The 18,896-nt window shown below is 63.4% G+C and carries 18 protein-coding genes; 7 read left to right on the top strand and 11 right to left on the bottom strand.

Annotated features, from left to right (window positions below; translation table 11 throughout):
- Positions 1-20 precede the first annotated feature (20 nt).
- The 5 genes from aspS to C8N32_RS06910 form a co-directional block, all read right to left on the bottom strand.
- The gene (aspS, locus tag C8N32_RS06890) at positions 21-1,796 is read right to left on the bottom strand and encodes an aspartate--tRNA ligase (RefSeq protein WP_107891772.1); all 1,776 of its coding nucleotides are present in this window, start codon (positions 1,794-1,796) and stop codon (positions 21-23) included.
- Positions 1,797-1,904: 108 nt separating this feature from the next.
- Positions 1,905-2,501, bottom strand: coding sequence for a bacteriochlorophyll 4-vinyl reductase (bchJ, locus tag C8N32_RS06895; protein ID WP_107891774.1), 597 nt, complete (start codon positions 2,499-2,501; stop codon positions 1,905-1,907).
- Positions 2,501-4,135 carry a magnesium-protoporphyrin IX monomethyl ester anaerobic oxidative cyclase gene (gene bchE, locus C8N32_RS06900; protein WP_107891776.1) on the bottom strand — a complete coding sequence of 545 codons (1,635 nt, stop codon included), beginning with the start codon at positions 4,133-4,135 and terminating at the stop codon, positions 2,501-2,503. Before bchE ends, bchJ begins: the two co-directional genes overlap by 1 nt.
- A gap of 44 nt (positions 4,136-4,179) precedes the next feature.
- Positions 4,180-4,395 carry a hypothetical protein gene (locus C8N32_RS06905; protein WP_107891778.1) on the bottom strand — a complete coding sequence of 72 codons (216 nt, stop codon included), beginning with the start codon at positions 4,393-4,395 and terminating at the stop codon, positions 4,180-4,182.
- A 26-nt stretch (positions 4,396-4,421) separates the two neighbouring features.
- Complete coding sequence (locus tag C8N32_RS06910; RefSeq protein WP_107891781.1) at positions 4,422-4,823, bottom strand: hypothetical protein; 402 nt, start codon at positions 4,821-4,823, stop codon at positions 4,422-4,424.
- 234 nt (positions 4,824-5,057) lie between these two features.
- Between C8N32_RS06910 and carB the strand changes: the two genes are divergently transcribed.
- Positions 5,058-8,288 (top strand): carbamoyl-phosphate synthase large subunit, encoded by a 3,231-nt coding sequence (gene carB / locus C8N32_RS06915; protein ID WP_107891782.1) that lies wholly within the window; start codon positions 5,058-5,060, stop codon positions 8,286-8,288.
- Here the strand turns inward: carB and dgt are convergent.
- A complete protein-coding gene (gene dgt / locus C8N32_RS06920) occupies positions 8,285-9,604 on the bottom strand; it encodes a dGTP triphosphohydrolase (RefSeq protein ID WP_107891784.1) in 1,320 nt (439 codons plus the stop codon). The genes carB and dgt overlap by 4 nt on opposite strands.
- A 95-nt stretch (positions 9,605-9,699) precedes the next feature.
- On the opposite strand from dgt, the gene C8N32_RS06925 reads away from it, so the two are divergent.
- Positions 9,700-10,284 (top strand): thymidine kinase, encoded by a 585-nt coding sequence (locus C8N32_RS06925; RefSeq protein WP_107891786.1) that lies wholly within the window; start codon positions 9,700-9,702, stop codon positions 10,282-10,284.
- Here C8N32_RS06925 and C8N32_RS06930 read toward each other — a convergent pair.
- The 4 genes from C8N32_RS06930 to C8N32_RS06945 form a co-directional block, all read right to left on the bottom strand.
- Positions 10,278-10,607, bottom strand: a complete 330-nt coding sequence (locus C8N32_RS06930) for a tRNA-binding protein (RefSeq protein WP_107891789.1) — start codon at positions 10,605-10,607, stop codon at positions 10,278-10,280. The genes C8N32_RS06925 and C8N32_RS06930 overlap by 7 nt on opposite strands.
- Positions 10,604-11,425, bottom strand: coding sequence for a pyrroline-5-carboxylate reductase (proC, locus tag C8N32_RS06935; RefSeq protein WP_107891874.1), 822 nt, complete (start codon positions 11,423-11,425; stop codon positions 10,604-10,606). The genes C8N32_RS06930 and proC overlap by 4 nt, the downstream gene beginning before the upstream one ends.
- Positions 11,426-11,458: 33 nt before the next feature.
- On the bottom strand, positions 11,459-11,962 hold the full coding sequence (locus C8N32_RS06940; RefSeq protein ID WP_107891792.1) for a type III secretion system chaperone family protein: 504 nt from the start codon (positions 11,960-11,962) through the stop codon (positions 11,459-11,461).
- A 275-nt stretch (positions 11,963-12,237) separates the two neighbouring features.
- Positions 12,238-12,477 (bottom strand): accessory factor UbiK family protein, encoded by a 240-nt coding sequence (locus C8N32_RS06945; RefSeq protein ID WP_107891794.1) that lies wholly within the window; start codon positions 12,475-12,477, stop codon positions 12,238-12,240.
- A 96-nt stretch (positions 12,478-12,573) separates the two neighbouring features.
- Between C8N32_RS06945 and lgt the strand changes: the two genes are divergently transcribed.
- From lgt to pgeF, 3 genes are read left to right on the top strand one after another with little or no spacing between them, the layout of a single operon-like run.
- A complete protein-coding gene (lgt, locus tag C8N32_RS06950; RefSeq protein ID WP_107891797.1) occupies positions 12,574-13,461 on the top strand; it encodes a prolipoprotein diacylglyceryl transferase in 888 nt (295 codons plus the stop codon).
- On the top strand, positions 13,458-14,522 hold the full coding sequence (locus tag C8N32_RS06955; RefSeq protein WP_107891799.1) for a class I SAM-dependent methyltransferase: 1,065 nt from the start codon (positions 13,458-13,460) through the stop codon (positions 14,520-14,522). The genes lgt and C8N32_RS06955 overlap by 4 nt, the downstream gene beginning before the upstream one ends.
- Positions 14,519-15,274: a peptidoglycan editing factor PgeF gene (pgeF, locus tag C8N32_RS06960; RefSeq protein ID WP_107891801.1), complete on the top strand. Its 756-nt coding sequence runs from the start codon at positions 14,519-14,521 to the stop codon at positions 15,272-15,274. The genes C8N32_RS06955 and pgeF overlap by 4 nt, the downstream gene beginning before the upstream one ends.
- On the opposite strand, the gene C8N32_RS06965 is transcribed toward pgeF, so the two are convergent.
- Positions 15,271-15,771: an Lrp/AsnC family transcriptional regulator gene (locus C8N32_RS06965; protein WP_107891803.1), complete on the bottom strand. Its 501-nt coding sequence runs from the start codon at positions 15,769-15,771 to the stop codon at positions 15,271-15,273. The two genes, pgeF and C8N32_RS06965, sit on opposite strands and share 4 nt — an antisense overlap.
- Positions 15,772-15,958: 187 nt before the next feature.
- Here C8N32_RS06965 and trxB point away from each other — a divergent pair, with 187 nt between their 5' ends.
- The gene (gene trxB, locus C8N32_RS06970; protein ID WP_107891805.1) at positions 15,959-16,924 is read left to right on the top strand and encodes a thioredoxin-disulfide reductase; all 966 of its coding nucleotides are present in this window, start codon (positions 15,959-15,961) and stop codon (positions 16,922-16,924) included.
- Between the two features lie 184 nt (positions 16,925-17,108).
- A complete protein-coding gene (locus C8N32_RS06975) occupies positions 17,109-18,812 on the top strand; it encodes a bifunctional sulfate adenylyltransferase/adenylylsulfate kinase (protein WP_107891807.1) in 1,704 nt (567 codons plus the stop codon).
- Positions 18,813-18,896 lie beyond the last annotated feature (84 nt).

The raw sequence follows: 18,896 nt of genomic DNA on the forward strand, positions 1-18,896 counted from the left end.
CGCACCGCCCGAGTGCGCCTTCATTCCTGCGGGATCACGCGCAAAGACAACTCCCGCAGCTGGTCATTGGTCGGCACGCTCGGAGCGCCCATCATCAGGTCTTCGGCCCGTTGATTCATCGGGAACATGATGACCTCGCGGATGTTCGCCTCATCGGCCAGCAGCATGACCATACGGTCGATTCCGGCGGCACAGCCCCCGTGCGGCGGCGCGCCGTACCGGAACGCGTTCACCATGCCACCAAAGCGGGCGCGCACCTGATCCTCGGAATACCCGGCCAGCGCGAATGCCTTGAACATGATATCCGGCTGGTGGTTGCGGATCGCGCCGGAGACAAGCTCATACCCGTTACAGGCAAGATCATACTGATAGCCCAACACCTCCAGCGGGTCGCCCTCCAGCGCCGCCATCCCACCCTGGGGCATCGAGAAGGGGTTATGGCTGAAATCGATTTTCCCGGTCTCGGCATCTTTCTCATACATCGGAAAATCGACAATCCAGCAAAAGGCAAAGCGGTCTTTCTCGGTCAGGCCCAACTCTTCGCCGATGACGTTGCGTGCCTTGCCCGCGACGGTCTCGAACGCCTGAGGCTTGCCCCCCAAAAAGAACGCCGCATCGCCCACGCCCAGATCCAGTTGTTGCCGGATGGCCTCGGTCCGTTCGGGGCCGATGTTCTTGGCCAGCGGGCCCGCGGCTTCCATCCCGCCGTCCTTTTCGCGCCAGAAGATGTAGCCCATCCCCGGCAGCCCCTCTTTCTGGGCGAAGCTGTTCATGCGGTCGCAGAACTTGCGGGAACCGCCCGTGGGCGCGGGAATGGCGCGGATCTCGGTGCCGTCCTGCTCCAGCAGCCTGGCAAAGATGGCAAACCCCGACCCGCGGAAATGCTCCGACACATCCTGCATCCTGATGGGATTGCGCAGGTCGGGCTTGTCGGTGCCGTACCAACGCATCGCATCGGCAAAGCTGATCTGCGGCCACTCGGCATCGACTTTACGGCCGCCGCCGAACTCCTCGAACACACCCTGCATCACCGGTTGGATGGTGTCGAACACATCCTGCTGGGTGACGAAGGACATCTCCATATCCAACTGGTAGAAATCGGTGGGTGAGCGATCGGCACGCGGGTCTTCGTCCCGGAAGCACGGTGCGATTTGAAAATACTTGTCAAACCCCGACACCATGATCAGCTGCTTGAACTGCTGCGGCGCCTGCGGCAGCGCGTAGAACTTGCCCGGATGCAGGCGCGAGGGTACCAGAAAGTCGCGCGCGCCCTCGGGTGAGGACGCCGTGATGATCGGCGTCTGGTATTCGCGGAAACGCGCATCCCACATGCGGCGGCGCAGGCTGGCCACCACATCGGAGCGCAGCGTGATATTGCGCTGCATCTCTTCCCGCCGCAGGTCGAGATAACGATAGCGCAACCGGGTTTCCTCGGGGTAGTCCTGATCGCCAAACACCATCAGCGGCAGTTCCTGCGCCGCGCCCAGCACCTCGATATCCCGGATATAGACCTCGATCTCTCCGGTGGGCAGTTTGGGGTTGACCAGGCTTTCGTCACGCGCCTTCACCACACCATCGATGCGCACACACCACTCGGAGCGCAGCTTTTCCACCCCGGCAAAAACAGGGCTGTCGGAATCGGCCAGCACCTGCGTCAGCCCGTAATGGTCGCGCAAGTCGATGAACAACACACCGCCATGGTCGCGGACGCGGTGCACCCAGCCCGAAAGGCGGACGGTCTGCCCTACGTGGGTTTTGTTCAACTCGGCGCAGGTATGGCTGCGGAAGGCGTGCATCGGGGGTCCCCTCTGGCGCAAATGACAAGTTCGCGCCGATACACCCCCGATGGCCCCCGAAGTCAAGGGAGAGGGCGCGTTTCGGCGCGTATTACAGGATGTACCGCCTTAATGGCGGACGATTTCGAACCGGCAGACAGTCGCCCCGCTGGCGGCACAGGCGGTTTCGCGGGTGCTCAGGCGCTTGTCCACCAGCGTCCGGAACAGGGTATCGAATACGGCCTCATGCCAGATACAAAGCGGCGCGGGCGCGCTTTCGCCCCGGATCAGAGGATTGTCAGTCAGTTCGAATACCATCGGGCGGGTGGAAACCACGCGAAATGTACCGGAACCTGCGAAGGTCCAACTGTGTCTGGCGATGGCCTTGGCCAGCATCGGCCCTGACAGCGCGGCGGGCAGTGCCTTCAGCACCTTCTGCGCCAGCGGCGGAATACGGTGGGCAAGAATATACGCCCCCGTCCTGCACCCGGCTTCGCGCAAAAGGCCTGGCGCCGTATCGGGAAGACGGCGGCGCAACGCACGGTGCATCGTCCCGGCCGGGGCCTCATCCATCAGGCCGGAATCGGAGGGCGCGCCCCCCAGCCCGGAAGCGGCGAGCATCTCATCGCGCAGGCCCGCCCCCCCGGCCGCCTCCAGTACAGGGAGAAGCTGGAGAACGGCATTGGGGCCGATCCGGCCCGAGGGGCCGGAAGGCGTATCGAACATCAGGCGTCTTCCATCTGCTGATCACCCCCGCCGCACACGCGGACATCGGCGGCATTATCCGGCATCTTGAAGCTGTCGTCCTGCGACTTGCGCTTGGCCTTGGCGCGCGCGGCACGATCGGCAGCGGCTTCCCAGTCTTCCACCTGGGCCTTGGCGGGCTTGCGGGACATGTCGAAGTCGAACTTGACCTTGCCCTTCGATTGCGGCCCCCAGTAATTGTTCTTGCCAAGATCGTAGAAGGTCCGCCCGACCCCGGCCTTGAGGAACGCCTTCAGGCATCCCAGCAGGTAACGGCGGCGGAATCCCGTCCCGCGCCAGGGATAATGAAACAGCGCCTTGCGCATGTAGAACCGCCGGTAGTTGTGCATCACGCGGTCCAGAAGCTGGGCGCGGTCCATCGCTTCGGGTTTCATGATCGGGTTCACGAAGTTGTAACGGCTGTAATCGAAAACCTCGACCTTGTTGTGAAGCTCCTGGAACAGCGGCGTGAAGGGCCAGGGCGTGTACATGGCCCAGTTGGCAAGGTCCGGCTGCCAGTCCCAGCAGAGCTTGAAGGTTTCCTCAAGCGTCTCTTCTGTCTCGTTGTCGAGCCCGACGATGAACTGCGCCTCGGTCAGGATGTCGGCCTCACGCAGCAACTGGATGGCACGCTTGTTGTCCTCGACCTTGGTTTCCTTGTTGAACTGGTCCAGTTTCATCTGGGCCGCAGCCTCGGTCCCCAGGCTGATATGCACCAGCCCGGCCTTGCGGTAGAAAGGCAGCAGTTCCTCATCCCGCAAGATGTCGGTCACCCGTGTGTTGATGCCCCATTTGACCTTGTCCGGCAGGCCCCGGTCGATCAGTTCCTGACAGAACGCGATGAATTTCTTGCGGTTGATGGTCGGCTCCTCGTCCGCGAGGATAAAGAAGCCGACATTGTGCTTTTCAACCAGTTCCTCGATCTCGTCGACAACGGCTTTCGGGTCACGAATGCGGTAGTCGCGCCAGAACTTCCACTGGGAACAGAACGAACAGGTGAACGGGCAGCCCCGCGCCATGTTCGGAATCGCCACCCGGCAGTTGAGCGGTTCATAAATATACTTGTCCCAGTCGAGGATGTCCCAGTCGGGCTTGATCCCGTCGAGATCCTTGATCGTGGGCGCCGCGGCGGTCGCCACGATCTCCTCGCCATCGAGAAAGGCAAGCCCCTTGATGTCACGGCGGCATTCCGGCCAGGCACCGTCCCGAATGGCGTTCATCAGTTCGACAATGATTTCCTCGCCCTCGCCGCGGACGATCGCGTCGATCCACGGGGCTTCGGAAAGAACCTGCTTGAACATGAAGGTGGCATGAATGCCACCCATGACCCGCACCGCATCGGGGACTTCCTCCCAGGCGACTTCCATCACGCGTTCTGCGGCGTAGATCGACGGCGTGATCGAGGTTGTGGCCACCACCCGCGGGTTCAGCGCCTTGAGTTGCGCGCGCAAATCGTCTTCGGACAGATTGTCCGTCATCGCATCGATGAAGTGGATGTCATCATATCCCGCCTGCCGCAACGCCCCGGTCAGATAAGCGACCCAGGCCGGGGGCCATGTTCCGGCGATCTCGGCCCCGCCGGAGCGATAGTTGGGATGGACAAAGCAAATTCGCATGGATCGACTCCCCGTGTTTCGCGGCGAACATCGCACATGTCCTGTCAACCCAACTTGACACATGTCAAATTGATGTCGCCTCCGGGAAGGACAACCGGACGCAGGCCAAAACGGCCGGGTAACGTTGCCGGAATAGAAAAGACCCCCAAGCCCACAACGAAGACGATCCAACCGGAGACGCTGTGCTTGACCACGCCCATCGGGAAATTCTGACGCGCCTCATAAGCCCAGCCGAACACCAGGCCGCCCGTGAAGGTCATGGCGGCGACGATCCAGTTCCAACATATCAGATACGCAAAAGAAAGAGGCCCGCATTCAGCACGATCGCGGACCACAAGCCCGGCAACAACACCCCGTAGCGGCGAAAGAACAACGGGCGGTACAGCACCTTCTGCGGCAGGGCGGAAAGCGGCGGAGAAAGCACGAGCACTGCCGCCAGCAGCCCAGGATTCGTCCACGGCAGCGCAAAGGCTTTTCCCGGTGCCGTCAGCGCCATGACCGTCATCGCCACCGCCAGCGTCAGCGCCGCGAAGATCGCGACGGCCCGCCAGCCGATTCGCCCGGCCCCCCGCGCAAGCCGGCCCCACCGGAACCCCGGTGTCAGGTGCAGCAGCCCGATGCCCACCGGCGCCGCAAGGAACAATGCCGCAAACAGCGTCTCGGGCGGCAGCAGAACTGCGGCCGCCACAGGCGAAATTATGTATAACGCAAAAATTCCACCCAAAGCTGCCGCCGCGACGGCCCCGCTCCCCGATACTGAAACGTCATGCCCTGCCTCCTGAAAACGCACGATGGCGCACCGTCGCGCCACCCCCAGTCACATCCCCGAAAGCCCACGGGCCAGAAAACCCCACGCAAGCCCTTGCGCGCCAAGGTGTCTGCTCTATAACCCCCAACAATTTGCCAATCCGGGGGACAGGTCATGCCGAAGAGAACCGATATCAACTCCATCATGATCATCGGCGCGGGTCCCATCATCATCGGGCAGGCTTGCGAATTCGACTACTCCGGAGCCCAGGCCTGCAAAGCCCTGCGCGAGGAAGGGTACCGGGTGATTCTGGTCAACTCGAATCCCGCGACGATCATGACCGATCCGGGCCTGGCCGACGCGACCTATATCGAACCCATCACGCCCGAAGTCGTCGCGCGCATCATCGAAAAAGAACGGCCCGACGCACTGCTGCCGACGATGGGCGGCCAGACCGGGCTGAACACGTCGCTGAAACTGGCGGATATGGGCGTGCTTGAAAAGTTCGGGGTGGAGCTGATCGGCGCCAACCGCACCGCCATCGAGATGGCGGAGGACCGGAAGCTGTTCCGGGAGGCGATGGACCGCATCGGGCTGGAAAATCCCAGGGCCACGATCGCCAACAACATGGATGAGTGCATGGCCGCGCTGGAACATGTCGGTCTGCCGGCCATCATCCGCCCGGCTTTCACCCTTGGCGGGACCGGCGGCGGCATCGCCTATAACCGTGACGATTTCGAACATTACTGCAAGAGCGGGCTGGATGCCTCCCCCGTCAGCCAGATCCTGATCGACGAAAGCCTGCTGGGCTGGAAGGAATACGAGATGGAGGTCGTCCGCGACAAGGCGGACAACGCGATCATCGTCTGCTCCATCGAAAACGTGGACCCGATGGGCGTGCACACGGGCGATTCGGTCACCGTTGCCCCGGCTCTGACCCTGACCGACAAGGAATACCAGATCATGCGCAACGGCTCCATCGCGGTGCTGCGCGAGATCGGGGTGGAAACGGGCGGGTCCAACGTGCAATGGGCCGTCAACCCAGAAGACGGCCGCATGGTCGTGATCGAGATGAACCCGCGGGTGTCGCGATCCTCGGCGCTGGCCTCCAAGGCCACGGGATTCCCGATCGCCAAGATCGCCGCGAAACTGGCCGTCGGCTACACGCTGGATGAGTTGGACAATGACATCACCAGGGTCACCACCGCCAGTTTCGAACCCACCATCGACTATATCGTGACCAAGATCCCGCGCTTCGCCTTCGAAAAGTTCCCCGGCTCCAAACCGGAACTGACCACGGCAATGAAATCCGTCGGCGAAGCCATGGCCATCGGCCGGACCATCCACGAATCGCTGCAAAAGGCCTTGGCGTCTCTGGAAACCGGCCTGACCGGTTTCGACGAAATCGAGATCGACGGCGCCCCCGACAAAGCCGCCATTATCGCCGCGCTGTCTAAACAGACGCCCGACCGCCTGCGCCTCATCGCCCAGGCCATGCGAGACGGGCTCAGCGACGGCGAAATCCAGACCGCCACGAAATTCGACCCGTGGTTTCTTGCCCGTATCCGCGAAATCGTGGAAACCGAAGCCGGGATACGCAAGGACGGCCTGCCCCTGAACGAGGAAGGCCTGCGCCGACTCAAGATGCTGGGATTCACCGATGCCCGCCTGGCCACCCTGACCGGCCGGGATGAAGCCAACATCCGCCGTGCGCGCCAGAATCTGGGCGTTACCGCGGTATTCAAGCGCATCGACACCTGCGCCGCCGAGTTCGAGGCCCAGACGCCCTACATGTATTCCACCTACGAATGCCCGGCGATGGGCGATGTCGAATGCGAAGCCCGCCCAAGCGCGCGCAGGAAAGTCGTCATCCTGGGGGGTGGCCCCAACCGCATCGGCCAGGGGATCGAGTTCGACTACTGCTGCTGCCACGCCTGCTTTGCCCTGACGGATGCGGGCTATGAAACGATCATGATCAACTGCAACCCGGAAACCGTCTCGACCGACTATGACACCAGCGACCGGTTGTACTTCGAGCCGCTGACCTTCGAACATGTCATGGAAATCCTGCGTGTCGAACAACAGAACGGCACCCTGCACGGGGTCATCGTGCAGTTCGGTGGCCAGACCCCGCTGAAACTGGCCAACGCGCTGGAGGGCGAGGGGATCCCGATCCTCGGCACCACGCCTGACGCGATCGACCTGGCCGAAGACCGGGAACGGTTCCAGGACCTTGTCAACCGGCTGGGCCTGAAACAGCCGAAAAACGCCATCGCGGCCTCGGCCGAATCTGCGCTGGCCGCCGCCAAAGATATCGGCTACCCGCTGGTGATCCGCCCCTCCTATGTGCTGGGCGGGCGGGCGATGGAAATCGTGCGCGATACCGCGCATCTGGAGCGTTACATCAGCGAAGCCGTCGTCGTCTCGGGCAAGAGTCCCGTGTTGCTGGACAGCTATCTTTCCGGCGCGACGGAGGTGGACGTGGATGCCATCTGCGACGGAACCGACGTCCATGTTGCCGGCATCATGCAACATATCGAAGAGGCCGGTGTCCACTCGGGCGATTCCGCCTGTTCCCTTCCACCCTACTCGCTGTCCGGCGACATCGTGGCGGAGTTGAAACGTCAGACCCGCGCGCTGGCGCTGGAACTGGGGGTCGTCGGGCTGATGAACGTGCAGTTCGCCATCAAGGACGGCGTGGTTTACCTGATTGAGGTAAACCCCCGGGCCTCCCGCACCGTCCCATTCGTGGCCAAGGCGGTGAATTCGCCCATCGCCTCGATCGCGGCACGGGTCATGGCCGGAGCCCCTCTGTCAGAGTTCGACCTGGCCGATCCGCAGATCGAGGGCTTCGCCGTAAAAGAGGCCGTGCTGCCCTTTGCCCGGTTCCCCGGCGTCGACACGCTGCTCGGCCCCGAGATGCGTTCCACAGGTGAGGTCATGGGCTATGACCGCACCTTCCCGCGCGCCTTTCTCAAGGCCCAGATGGGCGCCGGCAGCGACCTGCCCCGCAAAGGCCGGGTCTTTTTCTCCATCAAGGATGCAGACAAGACACCGCATCTCGTGGAAACCGCCCAGGTTCTGCGCGGTCTCGGTTTCGATCTTGTCGCCACACGCGGCACTGCCGCCTTCCTGACCGAAAGCGGTATCTCCTGCGATGTCGTGAACAAGGTCTACGAAGGCCGTCCCAACATCGTGGACTTGATGAAGGACGGGCAGATCACGCTGGTGATGAATACCACCGAGGGGGCGCAGGCGGTCGAAGACAGCCGCGAGATCCGCTCGGTCGCGCTTTACGACCGCATCCCGTATTTCACCACCGCCGCAGCCAGCCATGCCGCCGCCATGGCGATGAAATCGCGTGAGGACGGCGAGATCGACGTCTACCGCCTCCAGGAGGGCTAAGCCCCCAGCAGGCGCGCGCATTTGAGCGCGTAGCGATCGGTCATACCGGAAATGAAATCCGTCAACGCGTGCAGCGCGGTATAGGCATCGCAGACGCCACGCAGATCAAACCCGCCGACCTGAACCAGCTTGCGCAGGTACGGGGCCTGTGCAAGCGCCGCCTCTGCATCCCAGCCCGTGCCGCGCACCGCATCCAGAAATTCGAAACAGGCATCGAGCAGGCGGAAGATCACGTTACGCCCGATGACCTCCAGTTCCGCCTTGCGGCCCGAAGGAAAGATCCGCGATCGCGCCACCTGAGCAATTTGAGCAAACGGTATGCGCAGGGCAAAAACATCGCTGAGCGATTGGGAAAACCGCCCCGACAGGATCGCTTCGTGATGGTCCCTGAAGGCCTGCGCACTGGCACGAATGGCGCTACCGACCGCCAATGCCCGCAAATGGGCGATGTGCTCCCCCTCGGTCTGGTCAGGCTGGCGGGGAGGCTCCATCGTGGGGATGAGGGCACGCAACAGGGCCTCGACCTCGGCAAAGGGCAGGTCGCCGGCAATGAAGGCATCCTCCAGATCGAGGATGGTGTAACAGAGATCGTCCGCCGCCTCGACAAGGAAGGCCAGCGGGTGGCGCGCCCAGCCCCCGCCACGCCGGGGCAGACCGGTTACCGTCGCCATTTCTTCCAGATACCCGGCTTCCGCCCGGAACGCCCCGTATTTCTTTTCCCCGATATAAGCGGCTTGCGACCCAAGGCATCCTGCCTCGGCAAGGCAGGGATACTTGGTGAACGCCCCCAGCACCGCATGGGTCAGGCGCATGCCGCCCGCCTGCCGATACATCTCCAGCCGGGTCAGGATACGAAATCCCTGCGCGTTCCCTTCGAAATGCTCGAATTCCTTGCGCACCTCTGGCGGCAGGGCATCGCCAAAGGGCCGGCGGGTGCGGAACCACTCCGATATCGCGTCCTCACCGGCATGCCCGAATGGCGGGTTGCCAATGTCATGGGCCGCACAGGCCGCCTGAAGGATATAGGACAGGTCATTCGGCGCCCCGACCGGCAGCAGCCCCGCATCGACCAGCCAAAGCCCTGCTTCGACCCCCAGCGACCGGCCCACGCTGGCGGTTTCAAGACTGTGAATCATCCGGTGATGCAGATGGTCATTGTCGTAAAGCGGATGGACCTGCGTCTTGTTTGCCAGCCTCCGGAACGGCTGGGAAAACAGCACCCTGTCAAGATCCGTCAGGAAGGCGGGGCGTTCCACCCGGTTGAAAACATCCCCCACGGTCAGTCGGCTGGCGGCAAGAAGCGTCGTCCAGTCCATCGTCACTCCTTTTTCTGCCCCTCTGCCGGGTACGCCCGCGTATTGTGGAACGCAATAGCACTTGTGGCCCGCCCGCGCCCTGCCTATTCGAAAGCATGGCCAAGCTGTATTTTCATTATTCCACGATGAATGCGGGAAAATCGACGATCCTGCTTCAGGCAGCGCACAACTACCGTGAACGGGGCATGGAAACGCTGCTGCTGACCGCCCGGCTGGACGACCGCGCGGGCCGGGGGCGTATCGCCTCGCGCATCGGGCTAAGCGCCTCGGCACAGACTTTCACCGCCGAAACCGATCTGTTCGCACGGCTGGCCACCCGGCTGGAGGAAGGTCCCTGCGCCTGCGTTTTCGTGGACGAGGCGCAGTTCCTCACCCCCGATCAGGTCTGGCAACTGGCCCGCGCGGTGGATGATCTGGCCCTGCCGGTGATGTGTTACGGACTTCGGGTGGATTTTCGGGGCACATTGTTTCCCGGCTCCGCCACGCTCCTGGCCCTGGCCGACGAAATGCGGGAATTGCGCACCATCTGTCATTGCGGCCGGAAAGCAACGATGGTGGTCCGCCTCGACCCGGACGGGCGCGCCCTGTGTGAAGGCGCGCAGGTCCAGATCGGCGGCAACGAAACCTACGTCCCCCTGTGCCGTCGGCACTGGCGGGAGGAAACCGGCGACGGTCAGTAAAGCCGCGCGCCGGGCGGGACCTCTGCGTCGGGCGTGGCCAGCACCACATTGCCATCCGCATCGGGAAACCCCAGAACCAGAACCTCCGACATGAACTTGCCGATCTGGCGGGGCGGGAAATTCACCACCGCCATGACCATCTTGCCGGGCAGGTCTTCGGGGCGGTAACGGGCGGTTATCTGGGCGGAGGATTTCCTTTCCCCCAACGCCCCGAAATCGACCCACAGACGAATCGCGGGTTTGCGCGCCTCGGGGAAGGGCTCCGCACGGGTGATGCGGCCCGCACGGATCTCTACTTTCTGAAAATCCTCGAAGGCGATCATCGCCCCAATTCCCGGCCCCGGTCGGTGGCCGCGGCCACGGCCCGGCGCAAAAGCGGCGCAAAGCCGGTTTCCGCATCCATCAGAACCTCCAGCGCGGCAGCGGTCGTGCCCCCCGGAGAGGTGACGTTCACCCGCAGTTGCGCCGGATCTTCGCTGGCCTGTTCCGCCAGATGACCTGCCCCGGCGACAGTCGCCCTGGCAAGCTTCAGCGCCATCGCGGGCGGCAACCCCTGGGCCTCGCCCGCGGCGGCCAGCGCCTCGATCAGGTAAAAAACGTAGGCCGGGCCGGAGCCGGACACGGCGGTCACCGCATCCATCTGCGATTCATCGTCAAGCCGCACGGATTGCCCGATCGAGGACAGCAGCGTTTCAGCCAGCCGGAGGTGGGATTCGCGGACCTCTCCGTTGCCGATCAGGCCGGTGATGCCGCGCCCGACCGCCGCAGGGGTGTTGGGGATGGAACGGATGATCGGCGTCCCCCGCCCCAGGCGCCCGGCAAAATAGGCCAGCGTTTTTCCCGCAGCGATGGAAATAAACAGCGTCCCCCCCCCGCCGAACCGGGCGACCTGCGGCAGGGCATCCTCCATCAGTTGCGGCTTGACAGCCAGAAGCACAATGGCCGGATTCTCGGGGAAATCGTCATTCAGATGCACCCCGTCTCCGGCACGGGAACACAGCCATTCGGACGGGTGCGGATCGACGACCCAGACGGACCCGGCCGGCAACCCGCCTGCCATCCAGCCTTCCAGCATGGCCGACCCCATCTTTCCGCAGCCCAGCAGAACAAGGCCGCGACGGTACAGATCTTCCAATGTCATCTTTGCCCCCGTCATCGGTTTCGGGGGCGCAGGTTAGGCCCGCCCGTACGCTTCGGCAATGGCGACCTGCATGGCCTCCTTGGGCGGCGTGTTCGCCCAGCCGACAAGCTGAAATGCCGGGTAGAAACGTTCACAGGCCCCCAGCGCGGTTTCGATCATACGGTCGATCTGTTCCGGCCCGGCCATCTGCCCGCCCGCCAGCACCAGGCCATAACGCCAGACCATCAGCTTTTGTTCGTCCCAATAGCTGAACGCCCCCGACCAGCACATGTCATTGGCCAGGTTCAGCGCCTCGTAGATCAGCGGCAAACTGTCCTCGGGCGGGACCATGTCGAACGTACAAATCAACCTCAGGGTCTCATCCGCATCCGACCACGCCAGCGTGATGGAATAGGTCCGCCACTGCCCCTCTACCGCCATGGCAATCTGGTTGTCGGCCACGCGGTCGAATTCCCACTCCCGGAATTCGGCAAGGTTTTCGACAATGTCGATAGGGTGCAGATCGTCGGTCTGAAGGATGTCTTCGGAAAGCGTCATGGCCGCCTCTTCGCTTGCGCCCGAACCGGGCGATTCCCCCAGGCTTTTGGGGCCTGCTCAAGGGCGGGCGTAAGATGCCTGCGCCCTTACCAGATATGGTGGGGGCAAAGGGGGCGGGCTGTAAAGTATATTTTTTGCGGGATCTGGGGATAAACCGCAATATATTGTGGATAAGACAACTTATATGGGCCAAGGCCCAACCCCGCGCCACGAAATGCATCCGCCAAAAACCAAAACGCCCCCGAAGGGGCGCCCCGATATGCGGTCGGCAGTATTTACCTGGATTCGAGCGCCTCGATCCGGGCTTTGAGGGTCTCGTTTTCCTCACGCGCTTTCTGTGCCATGGCGCGTACGGCATCGAATTCCTCACGCGTGACGAAGTCACGCTCCGCCAGCCAACGGTCGAGGATGCTCTTGATCGCGGTCTCGGCTTCGTCCCTGGCCCCCTGGGCCACGCCCATGGCGTTGGTCATCAACTGGGACATATCGTCAAGAAACTTGTTGCGGGTCTGCATTTGCGGCCTCTGGCATTTACATTTGCGCCTTATATGGGCTGCATGGCGCCAAAGCTCAAGCTTGACTTCGCCGCCTGCCGCCACTCAAGAGAACCCATGCACGCCATTCTGACCTTCCCCGACATCAGCCCCGAAGTTTTCTCCATCTCTCTTTTCGGGATCGAGTTCGCCCTGCGCTGGTACGCACTGGCCTATATCGCCGGTATCCTGCTTGGCTGGCGGCTTATCATCGCGATGGTGCGAACAAACCATTTGTGGGCCGACGATTCGCCCCCGATGACGGTCGAACAGGTCGAGGACCTGCTGACCTGGATCATCCTTGGCGTCGTCCTGGGGGGGCGGCTGGGGTTCGTGCTGTTCTACCAGCCGGGATGGTATTTCGCGCATCCCGAACAGATTCCGATGATCTGGCAGGGGGGCATGTCCTTCCATGGCGGGCTGCTGGGCGTGATGTTCGCCGTCACGCTGTTCGCCCGGCGCCGGGGGGTGCCGCTCCTGTCACTTGCCGATACACTGGCGGTGGCGACCCCGCCGGGGCTTTTCTTCGGGCGCATCGCCAATTTCGTGAACGCGGAATTGTGGGGCCGCCCCTCCGACATCCCCTGGGCGGTCGTCTTCCCCGGCGAGGCCGCGCAAACCTGCCCGCCGGGCTGGGAAGGCCCCTGTGCCCGCCATCCCAGCCAGCTGTACGAAGCCGGGCTGGAAGGGGTGCTTCTGGGCAGCGTTCTGCTTTGGCTGGCGTGGCGGCGCGGCTGGCTGAAACGACCGGGGCACCTGACCGGGGCGTTTTTCACCGGGTACGGTCTGGCCCGTTTTACGGTGGAACATTTCCGCCAGCCCGATCCGCAATTCACCACAGCCGAAAACCCCGCCGGTTATGTTCTGGCATGGCAGGATGCGGGCCTTACCATGGGCCAGCTTCTGTCCTTACCGATGATCGCCATGGGGTTGGTCTTCCTGCTGATCGCACGGCGGCGGGCATGACGCCGCTTGCCGACCTGCTGACCCGCCGCATTGCCGCGACCGGCCCGATCGGCGTAGCCGACTTCATGGCCGAGTGCCTGCTCCACCCCGGGCATGGCTATTACACCACACGCGATCCCTTCGGCGTGGCGGGGGATTTCACCACCGCGCCGGAGATCTCCCAGATGTTCGGAGAACTCCTGGGCCTTTGGCTCGCGCAGGTCTGGCTGGAGCAGGGGTCTTGCAGCCCTTTCACGTTGGCAGAACTCGGCCCCGGCCGGGGAACGCTGATGGCCGATGTCCTGCGCGCAACCCGGTCGGTCCCAAGGTTTCATGCAGCCCTGCGAGTGTACCTGGTGGAGGCTTCGCCCACCTTGCGCGCGGCACAACGACAGGCGCTGAACGGGTATGAGGCAACCTGGCTAACCGAAGTAACCGCCCTGCCCGAGGCGCCGCTGTTCCTGCTGGCCAACGAATTTTTCGATGCCCTGCCGATCCGTCAGTTTCAACGGGTGGACAACGGCTGGAGCGAACGCCAGATCGGGCTGGCGCGTGGCGCACTGGCCTTCGGCCTGTCCGCGCCAGCCCCGCTGGGGGCGCTGGAGCACCGGCTTTCCGACACCGCCCCCGGCGACATCGTGGAGACATGCCCCTCTGCGGGGGCCGTGGTGAAAACCATCTCCACCCGGATCGCCACCTACGGAGGGGCGGCGCTGATCGCGGATTACGGCAGCTGGCGGTCCTTGGGCGATACTTTGCAGGCCTTGCGCGGCCACACCCCCGAATCGCCCCTTGCGCATCCGGGCAAGGCCGACCTGACCGCCCATGTGGATTTCGAGGCGCTGGCCGGGGCTGCAACCGGGGTTCAGGTCAGCCCGATGATCTCCCAGGGTGTGCTGCTGGAACGGCTGGGCATCACCGCCCGTGCCCGTGCGCTTGCCCAAAACCTGGACGGCGCCGCACTGGAAAGCCATATCGCCGCACATCGCCGCTTGACCCACCCGCAGGAAATGGGAACGCTCTTCAAGATGCTGGCCCTGTTCCCCGACGGGGCGCCCCTGCCGCCCGGATTTGGCCAATGACCCTGGAGATCGTGACGTCCGAAGACCTGCACCCCCTGCGCCACGGGTTCTTCACCCGGAGAGGCGGAGCATCGTCCGGGGTCTTCACGGGGCTCAATTGCGGGGGCGGATCATCGGACCTCTCGGAAGTGGTGCGAATCAACCGCAGCCGCGTGGCTCTGGCGATGGGGGTGGAGCCGGAGGCGCTAATCACCGCGCATCAGGTCCACTCGGCCGACGTGGCGGTGGTGGAGGCCCCGTTCGACACCCCCCCCAAGGTGGACGGGCTGGTGACCGCAACGCCGGGGCTGGCCCTGGCGGTTCTGACCGCCGATTGCCAGCCGGTGCTTTTGGCCGACACACGGGCCGGGGTCATAGGTGCCGCCCATGCGGGCTGGCGCGGGGCGCTGGACGGGGTGCTGGAAGCCACGCTGGACAAGATGGAAACCCTTGGCGCACACCGCGAAGACACGCACGCGATCATCGGCCCGGCGATCAGTCAGCGTGCCTATGAGGTCGGCCCTGAGTTCGTGGAAATCTTTCTTGCCGAAGACCCGGACTACAGCCGCTTTTTCGCGGGCGGCCAGGGGGACCGGATGCAGTTCGACCTGCCCGCTTTCGGTCTGCACCGGCTGCGCGAAGCGGGAATCGGGCGGGCCAGATGGACCCGTCACTGTACCTATTCGGACGCGGAGAAATTCTTTTCCTACCGCCGCAGCGTCCATGGCGGAGAGGCCGATTACGGGCGGCTGATCTCCGCCATCCGGCTTTAGGCCTTTCGGCTGAGCCGCTCCTCCAGAATTTCGAAGGGGACGCCCGGTTGATCCTTCGCACACCGAATCACGAGCGAGGTCTTCACGCTGGCGACATTGTCGGCCGCGGTGAGTTCCTCGGTCAGGAAGCTCTGGAAGGTCGAAAGGTCGGGGGCCACGCATTTGAGGACGAAATCGACCTCCCCGTTGAGCATGTGGCATTCGCGAACGAGGGGCCATTCGCGGCAGCGGGCCTCGAATTTCGACAGGTCGGCCTCGGCCTGGCTCAGCAGCCCGACCATTGCGAAGACCTGCACCTCGAATCCAAGTTCGCGCGCATCGACATCGGCGTGATAGCCGCGGATAAAACCTGCTTCTTCCAGTGTGCGGACCCGGCGCAGGCAGGGCGGGGCCGATATGCCCACGCGCCGCGCCAGTTCAACGTTCGTCATGCGTCCATCGGCCTGAAGCTCCGCCAGGATCTTGCGGTCGATGGGATCGAGTTTGGACCCAGGCATGCCTGCTCCCCCAAGTTTTTTCGCGATACTATTCCCACGCCCCAGAACGCGCAATATTATTTCATAGGGGCGCAAGATTTTAAAAGCCGTTTCCCTCAGTCAGCGGCGGGCCGCAAGGCTCCGGGGCTTTAACAGGGGCGTGGCGCGGTCTATATCGGGTTCCGTTGCCAAAAGGAAAGGGGCAGACATGGGTGAAAATCGCCACAGCAAGGTTCTGATTATCGGCTCCGGCCCTGCGGGGTACACTGCGGCGGTCTATGCGTCCCGCGCGATGCTGGAACCGGTACTGATCCAGGGCCTGCAACCGGGGGGGCAGCTGACCATAACCACCGAGGTCGAAAATTGGCCCGGCGAGACCGAAATCCTGGGCCCAGATCTGATGCAGAAGATGGAAGGTCACGCCCGCGCCATGGGAACCGAGATCGTCCCGGACACGATCACCGAACTGAACCTCTCCACCCGCCCCTTCAGGGCCACCGCGGACAGCGGAACCACCTATACCTGCGATGCACTGATCCTGGCGACCGGCGCACAGGCGAAATGGCTGGGCCTGCCTTCGGAAGAAAAATACAAGGGCTTCGGCGTGTCGGCCTGCGCGACCTGCGACGGGTTCTTCTATCGCGGCCAGGAGGTCGTGGTGGTCGGCGGCGGCAACGCGGCGGTCGAAGAGGCGCTGTTCCTGACGAATTTCGCCGCGAAGGTCACGCTGATCCACCGGCGCGATTCCCTGCGGGCCGAAAAAGTGCTGCAACAACGCCTGTTCAAGAACCCGAAGGTGGAGGTGCTTTGGAACCACACCGTAGAGGAAATCACGGGTACGCAAACACCGCCTGGCGTCGAGGGGCTGCGCGCGAAGCATGTCGGAACCGGCGCAATGACCGAAATCGCCTGCAAGGGCGTCTTCGTCGCCATCGGCCATGCCCCGGCATCGGAACTGGTCAAGGGCCAGCTTGAAACCCACATGGGCGGCTACGTGGTCACACGACCGGGCAGCACCGTCACCTCGATCCCCGGTGTGTTCGCGGCGGGGGACCTGACGGATCACCTTTACCGGCAGGCGGTGACCTCGGCCGGGATGGGCTGCATGGCCGCGCTGGAGGCGGAACGTTTTCTCGCCGTGCAAGAAGACGGGGCCGAAACGGAAATCGCTTGACCGGCCGGGGCCGGCCTTTCCGGCCCCGTTTTTCCGCCCGCGCGCAAATAGCGTTGCAGGAATGGGGCCATTCCCGAAGAATTCTTCCTTTTCGGGCCAAATCGCCCGCTATGGCTGGACTCCACGACAGGGCGGACGTTAGGACGCCTCCACAACAATGGCCGCCCGCGAAAGAGTTATCGATATGCCGAACAACCTTGCCCCCATCCCAGAGCTGTATGTTTCCCACGACAGCGCCCAAAAGCTGAAGCACGAGGCCGCCAGCCTGCCCAGCTGGGATATGACGCCGCGTCAGATCTGCGATCTGGAGCTGCTGATGAACGGCGGGTTCAATCCGCTCAAGGGGTTTCTCTCGGAGGACGATTACAACAGCGTCGTGGACTCCATGCGACTGGCCGATGGCACGCTCTGGCCGATTCCGATCACGCTCGACGTGTCGGAAGAATTCGCCGCCGGCATCGAACCGGGACAGGATATCGCCCTGCGCGATCAGGAAGGCGTGATCCTTGCCACGCTGTCCGTCACCGATCGCTGGACGCCCGACAAATCCCGCGAGGCGGAAAAGGTCTTCGGTGCCGACGATCTTGCCCACCCGGCCGTGAATTACCTGCATAACGTGGCCGGGCCGGTTTACCTGGGGGGTGCGATCACCGGTATCCAGCCGCCGGTGCATTACGACTTCCGCGGCCGCCGCGATACCCCGAACGAATTGCGTGCCCTGTTCCGAAAGCTGGGCTGGCGCCGTATCGTCGCCTTCCAGACCCGCAACCCCCTGCACAGGGCACACCAGGAACTGACCTTCCGCGCCGCGAAGGAAGCACAGGCCAACCTGCTGATCCACCCGGTCGTGGGCATGACCAAACCCGGCGACGTGGATCATTTCACCCGCGTGCGGTGCTATGAGGCCGTTCTGGACAAGTACCCGCAATCCACCACCACGATGTCGCTGCTGAACCTCGCCATGCGCATGGCCGGCCCGCGGGAGGCCGTCTGGCACGGGATCATCCGCCGCAACCACGGCTGTACCCATTTCATCGTCGGCCGCGACCATGCCGGGCCGGGCAAGAACAGTGCCGGGCAGGATTTCTACGGCCCGTATGACGCACAAGACCTGTTCCGCCAGTACGAAGAGGAAATCGGCCTTGAGATGGTGGACTTCAAACACATGGTCTATGTGCAGGAGCGCGCCCAATACGAACCCGCCGACGAGATCGAGGACGGGGTGACGGTGCTGAACATTTCCGGCACAGAACTGCGCCGCCGCCTGGCCGAGGGGCTGGAAATCCCTGAGTGGTTTTCCTTCCCCGAAGTGGTGAAGGAACTGCGCCGCACCCGTCCGCCACGTTCACGGCAGGGCTTTACCGTATTCTTCACCGGGCTTTCCGGTTCGGGCAAATCCACCATCGCAAATGCGCTGATGGTCAAGCTGATGGAGATGGGCGGCAGGCCGGTGACGCTCCTGGACGGGGATGTGGTACGCAAGCATCTGTCCTCGGAACTGGGCTTTTCCAAGGAACACCGGGATATCAACATCCGCCGTATCGGGTACGTAGCCTCCGAAATCACCAAGAACGGCGGAATCGCCATCTGCGCCCCGATCGCCCCCTACACCTCCACCCGCCGTGCCGTGCGCGAGATGATCGAAGACTATGGCGCCTTTTGCGAAGTGCACGTGGCGACTCCGCTCGAGGAATGTGAGCGCCGGGACCGCAAGGGGCTGTACAAGCTCGCCCGCGAAGGCAAGATCAAGGAGTTCACCGGCATTTCCGATCCGTATGAGGAGCCGGCCTCCCCCGAGCTGCGTGTCGATACCACCGGCGTGGATGTCGATAACTGCGCCCATCAGGTTATCCTGAAGCTGGAGCAACTCGGCCTCATCGCGGGTTGAGACGTTCTTTCCGGCGCCTCCGTTTGCGCGGGGGCGCCCCAGATTACACGCCAAAGCTGCGACATATTGCGTTTGTTCGTCCTG

The organism is Rhodovulum imhoffii (assembly GCF_003046545.1).
In the GTDB taxonomy this organism is placed as follows: domain Bacteria; phylum Pseudomonadota; class Alphaproteobacteria; order Rhodobacterales; family Rhodobacteraceae; genus Rhodovulum; species Rhodovulum imhoffii.

What these genes read in the sequence shown, in the direction of transcription:
- aspS (WP_107891772.1), bottom strand. Translation starts at nt 1,796, where the DNA reads ATGCACGCCTTCCGCAGCCATACCTGCGCCGAGTTGAACAAAACCCAC.
- bchJ (WP_107891774.1), bottom strand. Translation starts at nt 2,501, where the DNA reads ATGTTCGATACGCCTTCCGGCCCCTCGGGCCGGATCGGCCCCAATGCC.
- bchE (WP_107891776.1), bottom strand. Translation starts at nt 4,135, where the DNA reads ATGCGAATTTGCTTTGTCCATCCCAACTATCGCTCCGGCGGGGCCGAG.
- C8N32_RS06905 (WP_107891778.1), bottom strand. Translation starts at nt 4,395, where the DNA reads ATGACCTTCACGGGCGGCCTGGTGTTCGGCTGGGCTTATGAGGCGCGT.
- carB (WP_107891782.1), top strand. Translation starts at nt 5,058, where the DNA reads ATGCCGAAGAGAACCGATATCAACTCCATCATGATCATCGGCGCGGGT.
- dgt (WP_107891784.1), bottom strand. Translation starts at nt 9,604, where the DNA reads ATGGACTGGACGACGCTTCTTGCCGCCAGCCGACTGACCGTGGGGGAT.
- C8N32_RS06925 (WP_107891786.1), top strand. Translation starts at nt 9,700, where the DNA reads ATGGCCAAGCTGTATTTTCATTATTCCACGATGAATGCGGGAAAATCG.
- C8N32_RS06930 (WP_107891789.1), bottom strand. Translation starts at nt 10,607, where the DNA reads ATGATCGCCTTCGAGGATTTTCAGAAAGTAGAGATCCGTGCGGGCCGC.
- proC (WP_107891874.1), bottom strand. Translation starts at nt 11,425, where the DNA reads ATGACATTGGAAGATCTGTACCGTCGCGGCCTTGTTCTGCTGGGCTGC.
- C8N32_RS06940 (WP_107891792.1), bottom strand. Translation starts at nt 11,962, where the DNA reads ATGACGCTTTCCGAAGACATCCTTCAGACCGACGATCTGCACCCTATC.
- C8N32_RS06945 (WP_107891794.1), bottom strand. Translation starts at nt 12,477, where the DNA reads ATGCAGACCCGCAACAAGTTTCTTGACGATATGTCCCAGTTGATGACC.
- lgt (WP_107891797.1), top strand. Translation starts at nt 12,574, where the DNA reads ATGCACGCCATTCTGACCTTCCCCGACATCAGCCCCGAAGTTTTCTCC.
- C8N32_RS06955 (WP_107891799.1), top strand. Translation starts at nt 13,458, where the DNA reads ATGACGCCGCTTGCCGACCTGCTGACCCGCCGCATTGCCGCGACCGGC.
- pgeF (WP_107891801.1), top strand. Translation starts at nt 14,519, where the DNA reads ATGACCCTGGAGATCGTGACGTCCGAAGACCTGCACCCCCTGCGCCAC.
- C8N32_RS06965 (WP_107891803.1), bottom strand. Translation starts at nt 15,771, where the DNA reads ATGCCTGGGTCCAAACTCGATCCCATCGACCGCAAGATCCTGGCGGAG.
- trxB (WP_107891805.1), top strand. Translation starts at nt 15,959, where the DNA reads ATGGGTGAAAATCGCCACAGCAAGGTTCTGATTATCGGCTCCGGCCCT.
- C8N32_RS06975 (WP_107891807.1), top strand. Translation starts at nt 17,109, where the DNA reads ATGCCGAACAACCTTGCCCCCATCCCAGAGCTGTATGTTTCCCACGAC.